9 protein-coding genes are annotated in these 7,918 nt (G+C 57.8%); 5 read left to right on the top strand and 4 right to left on the bottom strand.

What is annotated here, in order from left to right; genetic code table 11:
• A partial coding sequence (locus tag V6N04_RS13220) for an AAA family ATPase (protein WP_371170658.1) occupies window positions 1-1,174 on the bottom strand: 1,174 nt, incomplete at its 3' end.
• Between the two features lie 502 nt (window positions 1,175-1,676).
• Here V6N04_RS13220 and V6N04_RS13215 point away from each other — a divergent pair.
• Window positions 1,677-2,384, top strand: a complete 708-nt coding sequence (locus V6N04_RS13215; RefSeq protein ID WP_371170657.1) for a DnaA N-terminal domain-containing protein — start codon at window positions 1,677-1,679, stop codon at window positions 2,382-2,384.
• 125 nt (window positions 2,385-2,509) lie between these two features.
• Here the strand turns inward: V6N04_RS13215 and V6N04_RS13210 are convergent, their stop codons facing one another.
• The 3 genes from V6N04_RS13210 to tmpA all read right to left on the bottom strand — a co-directional run bounded on the left by V6N04_RS13210 (window position 2,510) and on the right by tmpA (window position 4,879).
• Window positions 2,510-3,037: a CbrC family protein gene (locus tag V6N04_RS13210; protein ID WP_371170656.1), complete on the bottom strand. Its 528-nt coding sequence runs from the start codon at window positions 3,035-3,037 to the stop codon at window positions 2,510-2,512.
• 109 nt (window positions 3,038-3,146) lie between these two features.
• Entirely contained in the window at window positions 3,147-3,737 is a 591-nt protein-coding gene (gene tmpB / locus V6N04_RS13205) for a (R)-1-hydroxy-2-trimethylaminoethylphosphonate oxygenase (RefSeq protein ID WP_371170655.1), read from the bottom strand.
• The gene (gene tmpA / locus V6N04_RS13200) at window positions 3,734-4,879 is read right to left on the bottom strand and encodes a 2-trimethylaminoethylphosphonate dioxygenase (protein WP_371170654.1); all 1,146 of its coding nucleotides are present in this window, start codon (window positions 4,877-4,879) and stop codon (window positions 3,734-3,736) included. The genes tmpB and tmpA overlap by 4 nt, the downstream gene beginning before the upstream one ends.
• Before the next feature lie 100 nt (window positions 4,880-4,979).
• Between tmpA and V6N04_RS13195 the strand changes: the two genes are divergently transcribed.
• The 4 genes from V6N04_RS13195 to V6N04_RS13180 are packed head-to-tail and all read left to right on the top strand — an operon-like array spanning window position 4,980 to window position 7,814.
• On the top strand, window positions 4,980-5,843 hold the full coding sequence (locus tag V6N04_RS13195; protein WP_371170653.1) for a LysR family transcriptional regulator: 864 nt from the start codon (window positions 4,980-4,982) through the stop codon (window positions 5,841-5,843).
• Between the two features lie 36 nt (window positions 5,844-5,879).
• A complete protein-coding gene (locus V6N04_RS13190) occupies window positions 5,880-6,677 on the top strand; it encodes an energy-coupling factor ABC transporter ATP-binding protein (RefSeq protein ID WP_371170652.1) in 798 nt (265 codons plus the stop codon).
• Window positions 6,652-7,263: an energy-coupling factor transporter transmembrane component T family protein gene (locus tag V6N04_RS13185; protein WP_371170651.1), complete on the top strand. Its 612-nt coding sequence runs from the start codon at window positions 6,652-6,654 to the stop codon at window positions 7,261-7,263. Before V6N04_RS13190 ends, V6N04_RS13185 begins: the two co-directional genes overlap by 26 nt.
• A gap of 5 nt (window positions 7,264-7,268) precedes the next feature.
• Entirely contained in the window at window positions 7,269-7,814 is a 546-nt protein-coding gene (locus tag V6N04_RS13180) for a biotin transporter BioY (RefSeq protein WP_371170650.1), read from the top strand.
• The last annotated feature ends 104 nt before the right edge of the window (window positions 7,815-7,918 follow it).

The raw sequence follows: 7,918 nt of genomic DNA, 5'->3' as shown, positions 1-7,918 counted from the left end.
TCGAGCTTAGGAAGCGGCCGGATTGTTCAACGGCGCGCGTCATCTCGATTGGATGTTCAGCCAATCGTTCCCCAAAAACCTTACCAAATGCCGTCCGCATCGCGCGGTGCAAATCGTTGGATGTCTCATAACGCGTCAGCAGGAAACGGACGTCTGCAAATATCTTGGGAAGCGACATTGTCCCCGCGGGGACAGAGTTGGTGAAACGGGCCAAATCTTCCAGCGCCTCGGACAACTGGCCGATGAAAGACGTGGTGCTGTCATACTCCCAATAGCCGGGGCCTGATGGGATATAGAGCACATCAGCCGCAAAGACCGCGTTCATCGATTGATAGCCAATCGCGGGCGGGCAATCAAAGATGATCATGTCATAGGCGTCGTCCGCCAGGCCATCCAAGAAGCGCGAGACAGCCGCAAAGAACGACCATTCCGGGTTTACATGTCGATACTGCGCGGATGCGAATTCAACGAACGCCGCGTTGGCGCAGCTGGGGATGATGTCGATCGTTGGCCAACAAGTCGGCTTGATGAAATCTGAATTGCGCAGGTCAGACAGACCCATATCTGTGATCGCGGCCGGTAGACGACGTTGGGGCAGGGCGGTTCCGCTTTCGGCACCCATCACCACGTTGTTCATCCGCTCGGTTTCCTGAATGAGGTCGCGCGCCATGACGCCCCAAACGGTGTATTCCTCGGCCACGTCAGTCAGCCCCATGGAATGGCTTAGCGTCGCCTGCGGGTCGAAATCCACGCAAAGAACGCGGTAGCCATCCAGCGCGGCGGCGTGCGCGAAGTGGAGCGCGACGGTGGATTTGCCCGCACCACCTTTGAAATTCGCAATCGCCGCACGAATCGCACGCTTGTTATCGGGACGCTTCGGCATCAGAGATTTTCGGTTGATGCGGGTGCGTCGGCGCAGCTCGTTGATTTCTTCCAACGTATACCAGCGCTGACGCCCGTCGCCTTCGACCAGCCCTTGGGGCAGGGACGGGTCAGCGGCCAGACGTCCGCGCAAGGTCGACTGATTGACCTTAAAGATCAGCTCGGCCACCTCCCATGACGAAAAGCGGCGCAATGTCTTTTCCATCTCGGGGGAGTATGTTTGCTGCCTGATCCATCCCTGCATTTTGAGCGATTGTGCCTGCAATTGCGCCAAATCTTCGTGGGTAAACATCCTGACTCCTGCTCTTATAGGACGTAAATTATCTGTGCTTTCTGATTTACGCGGAATTCGGCAAAAAAGCAAAAGGGAATTGCGGATTGGGCGGCAAGGCACCGCCCCAAGGGGACAGCATTGTTTTTAAACGATTTTCCCTGAAGCGCATGTATCCACGCTTGAATAGAGGGACACAAGATGTGCTATTTGAGGGCAATAGGGGACATTTATCCTGTAATAGGAGACATACAGCGTGTCCCCCTATACCAATAAACCCTTATTCTTTTTTGATTTGAATAGGTTTTAGGGTCCAGAAGATGAGGGGGCTTGACAGAATCGCACCCAAGGACGCAAATCATAACAGAGTTGGCAAAAGCGTTGAGTTCGACGTAATATGCCTTCCAATGACCGAATGTTAGATTCGGCAAATGATAACACATCCGGGCAAAGATCCGGGCCGGACACTCTCCGGAATCGAGGCAACCGCGAATGCGGACAGAACAGGCAAGCCGAGGGCGGTATGCAGCAGCTCAGGGCAACGGGTCGTCATGCGGCCGCGTTGAAATATGATCTTCTCACGGCAATGGGCGCTTATGCCTTGGCCGAAGGGAAGGGACCGCAACGGTTGGTGTTGCGTCTGATGACCTTGGTCACAGCGCGATACAATTGGGTCCGTAACGAACTGACTGTGGGCCAGCGCGAAATTGCGCGGTTGTGGTCGGTCGATGAACGCACCGTGAAACGAGAGATGGCCAAGCTCCGCGCGATGGGCTGGCTGGTCGTCAAGCGACAGGGATCGCGGGGGCGGGTCACGCAATATCAACTCGACATTGAGAAGATCCTGCGCACCACGCGCGATCAGTGGGCCGCGATCGGGCCGGACTATGAACAGCGCATGACGCGCGACGAGGCCAAGGATGACAACGTCGTGCCGCTGCCGGTCGGCGGGTCACGTGGCGGGGCAGGGGAGGCTGATGCGCCGCCACCTGACATGTCCGACGGAACCGAGTGGTCGACAGTGCAGACCCTTCTACACACCGAGGATCAGACCCTGTTCAACGCCTGGTTCCGAGCCTTAACGCGAGAGGCGCGAGAAGGTGCAAAGTTGATCCTGAAAGCGCCCAGCCGGTTTCATGCGGATTACGTTGATACGCATTTCAGAGCGCGTATCCTTTATGCGTGTCAGTCGGTGGATGGCAGCGTGGGGGAGGTTGCTATCAGACACTGATGGGTTTGGGAGTTGTGGAGTGATTTAAGGTAATGAGTTACGCATTGAAGGAAGTTAGAATGTCCTGAAGGAGCCCAATTTACTGATTTTCTGTACTGCGGCGAATGTCAGATAGTTAAAATCAGCTAAGTCATGTCAGCGTAGGCTTTGTATTCCGCTGTCCCTTTGTCTTGAAACAGATAAATCGCAGGCTGCCCCCCGATCACAACGTTGGACAGATCAAAGTCGCTGGGAAAATTCCAGTCAACCAGAGCATTGCGGCACGCATTAATTTTCTCCGTTTCGTTTTTCGCTACAATAGTTGAACCGATCACTTCACCTACGAACACGAGGGCATCATCTTGCGAGAACAACCACCTATTTCCCTGCCAGGTCGAGTAACCCGGGGTTCGTGAATCTATTGTTCGAACAACATGTTGAGGAACGCCTTCGGGTATATCGTAGAGATCATTGAAGCTCGCTGACCACTTTGCCGCAGCAGACCCGTCGGCAATACACCATGGGCAAACTTCGCTTACGTTATCCACACAGTAAATGGGACCGACGTACATGACGTCTCTATCCTTCTCACAACACGCGCATCTACTGTTTTTCTCAATCATACAACCATTCCCGATTGGGTCAGGGAAATACTCAAATATAGGAAGTTCCAATGTATTCTTACCTCAGCATTAACGTGACAACGGACCTTGGAGTTAGTGCAGCGAATGTCAACAAAGTCCGCAAAGCGGGCATCGCACAAACACCCAGCAGGGCCGGGGCCTAACCCCCCGCCACATGCAAGTCGACCATCCTCTGCACCATCGGGGCGAAGTGCCAATAGTCCGGCGTCTCCATATCGTCGCGTTTTCCGGCTTCGTCCAGATACCGCACCGCAATGATTTGATCGAGGTTTGGGTTTTCCTCGAACGCCGCGACTTCTTCGGCTGACATCGGCCCGCCCTGAAGCTCTAGCGTATGCGCTGACGCTGCGCTGAGCCGCTTGAAATACGCGGGCTTCGTCGCGCAAAGGTATCGCTTTGCAGCGACGTGGAACCGCACGCAATCGGTGATGACGCTTGGAAAGAACTGCTCCAACACTTCGGCGCCTGCGTCTTCGTGGTGGCGGTCTTCGGTGTCGTCGGGATGGTAGGTGCCGAATTCGGACGTGAAGTGGCCAATGTCATGCAGCAGCGCGCCGACGATGATTTCTTCGCTTTGGCCGTTCTGTTCGGCGATGGTCGCGCCTTGCAGCATGTGTTCGGCCATGGTGACGGGTTCGCCCAGATATTCCTCGCCGCCGCGGCGTTCAAAGATGCCGCCGATGAAGTCGACGATGTTGTCGGGGGTCAGTTGGTCGATATCGGGTTTCATTCTGCTGCCTCCAAGCTGTCAGCGCGGCACATGGCGGCGTAGGTTGAGCGTAGCCCGTCCTTGTCGGAATAACAGCCCTGAAGCCACCGGGTTCCGGTGCCGGAATAGGCCTTGCGGGCGTGCAGGACGCGGGTGTTGTCGACCACGAATGCCTCGCCGGGTTCCAGTCGGAAGGTCACTTCCATGGCGGGATCGTCAATGATTTCGCCCAAACGGCGGTAGGCGGCGTAGTAGGTTTGCATTTCGTCGAACGGAACGTCGGTGACGGCACCAAGCGAGCGGTTGTTGAACCGCACCGCGACAAGTTCTCCGTCCGGGGCGAGTTCGATCATTGGGCGGCGTGATTGCAGGCAGACATCGGCTTCGCCTGAGTACTCAAAGCGGGCGCAATAAGCGGATAAGACGCGGAAATAGTCAGGGTTTTCGTCGCGCAAGCGCTCTGCGCAGGCAAACCCGTCGACCACCATGTTTTCACCGCCCGCCGCCGAGCTTTCGAGGCAGTAAAGCACTTGAACGGATGGCACCGGGTCGCGATACGGGTTGTCGGTGTGGGCTTGCAGACCCAAACCGGTGAAGGCGAGGTTGGTTGGGTTCACTTCGGTGCGGACCTCGAATTTCGGGCCGTAGTTTGTGTCGCGGACATAGCCGAACAGGTCGACCACCTTGAACAGCGCGCCGTCCTCGATCGGGGCGTTCACCAGCTTGCCGAACCCGTAGCGGTTTACCAGAGCGAGCCAGTCGCGAAGGGGTGCGCCGCCATTGGTCATGGCCGAGAAGTCGCCGGTAGGGACCGCGCCCATCAGTTTGGCGTCCCACGTCTCTAACCCGTCACCAATCCAGCCGGAATTGGACGGGGCAGGGCGGTCATAGGTGTTGTCGATCAGCCAATTGGCGTCATAGGTGATGGTTTTGTCTTCGGGGGTGAAGGTGATGTTGATTTGATCGCCGGTTACTGTCGCGCCGGTGATTTTTGTGTTCGCCGGGATGTCCCGTAGCGCGACCAAGCGCTGGCCATTGCCGGGCGCGCGGGTGTCTGCGTCCCATGCATTGTCGCGCAGCCACATGGCGTGAAAGCGAAGGGGGCCGTTTGGGGTGGCGAGGGTCAGAACCTGACCATCGGAAGAGTGTGCTGCCTGAAACATCGTTAGGTGGCCTTCTTGCTGATATTTTTCGCTGACAGCATCCCCCGAATAATAGATAAGCACAATTTAGAGGAAACGCCCCTGAGATATGGATGTCCTTATGGTTAACGCTCCACTTTCAAATCTACCCCTCGATTGGGTCCGCGCGTTCGAGGCCGCGGGTCGCACGGGCAGTTTCACCGCAGCGGCGGCGGAAACGGGTCTAACACAGGCCGCGATCAGCCAGCGAATTGGCAATCTTGAGGCTCGGTTGGGCGCGACCCTGTTTATCCGCCAGCCGCGCGGTGTGGTTCTGTCGGTCGAAGGCGAGGCATGGCTGCCTTATGTCACCCACGCGCTTGGGACGCTGCGCCAAAGCTCGGAGGAGCTGTTTGGCATTCAAAGGCGGCGGGTGACTTTGTGGGCCAGCGCGTCTGTTCTGCAATTGTGGATCGCGCCGCGTTTGGCGGGGTTTTCGCTGGGTGAACAGGTCGAGCTAAGCTTCAAAACCATGGTGCTGGCGTCCGAAGATGGTCCGGGAATGGCGGGTGTTCGGGTACGCTATGGCAATGGGGATTGGGACATTGCGTATCGCGCGCGACTTTATGACGAAGCCTTGGCGCCAGTGGCCGCACCGGACCTGCTGAAGACGGCGGGGCAGGGGGGCTGGCAGGATTTACCACGTTTGGGCCTGTCGGGCCCACGTGTGGGCTGGCATGACTGGGCGAAAGCGACGGGGGACGCGCCGACGCCGGTGCCTCATGTCCGGTTTGATACGTTTACGGCGGCTGTGACGGGGGCAGAGGCTGGGGCGGGGGTTCTGCTCGCGTCGTTGCCCTTGGTGCAAGGCTTGTTGGCTGACGGGCGGCTGGTGCGGCTGTCTGAGGCGTCTTTGCCGTCCGAGAACTCATACTGGATGGTGGCCGAGGATCGCGATGTGACCCGCCGCCAGTGGGAGGCGCTTACGCGTCAGTTCTGCGCCTGAAACAATGGGGGGTAGAAACACGGTCAGGTCAGTTTCTTGCTGCATTCCTTGCCGCAGCCCGATAATAGGCCCGCAACGGATGGCAAAAAGGCTGACGCTCTGGTGAAGGACGCGATCACAACGGCTGGGATCAAATTCGCCGCCGTCGATCATACGATCGACGCGCATGTGATCCTGTCGGGCCTGTCCTTGGACCTGTCTGCGCGCCGGATCGGCGTCATTGGGCGCAACGGGTCGGGGAAAACCACCTTTGCTCGGTTGCTGGCAGGGCTGATTGCACCGACCTCTGGCACTGTGATGATCGACGGGATTAATCCCGCGAAGGACCGTCGTGCGGCTTTGGCGTTGGTCGGCATCCTGTTTCAGAACCCCGATCACCAGATCATTTTCCCAACTGTGATTGAAGAGGTCGCCTTTGGACTGCGCCAGATGGGGCAGGACGATCCTGACGGTGCTGCCGACGCGGTGCTGGCGCAGTTTGGCAAAGCCCATTGGCGCGACGAACACGTGAATAACCTGTCGCAAGGGCAAAAGCAGTTGGTTTGCTTGATGTCGATCCTTGCGATGATGCCACGCATCCTGATCCTTGATGAACCGTTCGCCGGTCTGGATATTCCAACACGGATGCAGCTGGCCCGATATCTGGATCGCTATGAGGGCACGCTTGTGCATGTCTCGCACGATCCCAGCGACTTGTCCGACTATGACGAGGTGATCTGGCTGGAACGCGGCGTGCTGAAAGGGCAGGGGGCTGCGCGCGATGTGCTGGCTGCCTTCGCGGATGAGATGACACGACAAGGAGAGAGCGATGATATCTCTGACCTCTCCCGTTAGGACCCGTGCGCATGGCTGGCCTGCTGGGGTGAAGCTGGCGGCTTTGTGCGTGACGACGGTGTTGTTGTTCAAAACGCAGAGCCTTTTGGTTCTGGTTGCAGCGTTTGCGGGTATGGCTGTGCTTTATCGACTGCCGGGGCAGGTGTTCTTCCACGCTGGGCTGCGGGCTTTGAAGGTCTTGTGGCCCTTTGTGGCAATCCTGACGCTGTATCATCTGATCACGCGAACCCCGGGAGACGGGGCTATGATCATCTTGCGGATGGTCACGGCGGTTGGACTTGCCACTCTGGTCACAATGACCACTCAGCTGTCCGAACTGATCGCGGTGGTGCGCTGGCTCGCCACACCGCTGCGGGCATTGGGTTTGAAAACCGAATACCTTGAGACCGCGATTGCCTTGGTCATCCGCTTTACGCCCGTGTTGCTGTCAAAAGGCACGAAATTGATCGACGCATGGCGCGCCCGATCCCCGCGCCGGCCTGGCTGGCGCATCATCCTCCCGTTTACGGTCCTTGCGTTAGATGACGCGGACCACATCGCCGAAGCGCTGCGCGCGCGCGGCGGATTTGAAGCCATGAAGGACTAAGAGACATGGAAAGAAACGTTACCCTAATTGCTCTGTTTGCGGCGTTGATCGCGGCACTTGGGCTGATCCCACAAATCATGCTGCCATTCGGTGTTCCGATTACGGCCCAAAGCCTTGGCATCATGCTGTGCGGGACAGTTCTGGGGGCCAAGCGCGGTGCGCTGGCTGTGCTGCTGTTCTTGTTGCTGGTTGCTGTTGGTCTGCCGCTTCTGTCGGGTGGTCGCGGTGGCCTGGGTGTCTTCACAAGCCCAACTGCTGGGTTCCTGGTCGGATTCCCCATCGCGGCGTTTGTCACAGGGTTGATCACCGAGAAATGGCGCGTTGGGCCACTTGCGATTAGCGCCGGTATCGCTGCTGTGATCGGCGGGATCATCGTGCTGTACATCTTTGGGATCGCGGGCCTGTCGATTGTGCTTGGCAAAACACCGTTTGAGGCGACCGCTTTGGTCTCCGCATTCATCCCCGGAGACCTTCTGAAAGCCGCAATTGCAGGGATGCTGACAGCCGCTTTGGCCAAGGCGCGCCCGGCAAGCGTTTTGTCACGCGCCTAGGAGGCGCTGAGGACGTGTGTTCTGCGGCCGTGTTGATACGCGCCGCAAACGAGAAAACCTGCCGTCGCTTCGAACGGAGCGGCGGTAAAATTGGCCACCGATAA

This window comes from Aliiroseovarius conchicola (assembly GCF_041403445.1).
GTDB classification, from domain to species: domain Bacteria; phylum Pseudomonadota; class Alphaproteobacteria; order Rhodobacterales; family Rhodobacteraceae; genus Aliiroseovarius; species Aliiroseovarius conchicola.
This window is presented reverse-complemented; position numbering and strand designations above follow the sequence as displayed.

Coding starts and splice junctions, on each gene's coding strand:
- V6N04_RS13215 (WP_371170657.1), top strand. CDS start 1,677: ATGCAGCAGCTCAGGGCAACGGGTCGTCATGCGGCCGCGTTGAAATAT.
- tmpA (WP_371170654.1), bottom strand. CDS start 4,879: ATGTTTCAGGCAGCACACTCTTCCGATGGTCAGGTTCTGACCCTCGCC.
- V6N04_RS13180 (WP_371170650.1), top strand. CDS start 7,269: ATGGAAAGAAACGTTACCCTAATTGCTCTGTTTGCGGCGTTGATCGCG.
- V6N04_RS13185 (WP_371170651.1), top strand. CDS start 6,652: ATGATATCTCTGACCTCTCCCGTTAGGACCCGTGCGCATGGCTGGCCT.
- V6N04_RS13195 (WP_371170653.1), top strand. CDS start 4,980: ATGGTTAACGCTCCACTTTCAAATCTACCCCTCGATTGGGTCCGCGCG.
- tmpB (WP_371170655.1), bottom strand. CDS start 3,737: ATGAAACCCGATATCGACCAACTGACCCCCGACAACATCGTCGACTTC.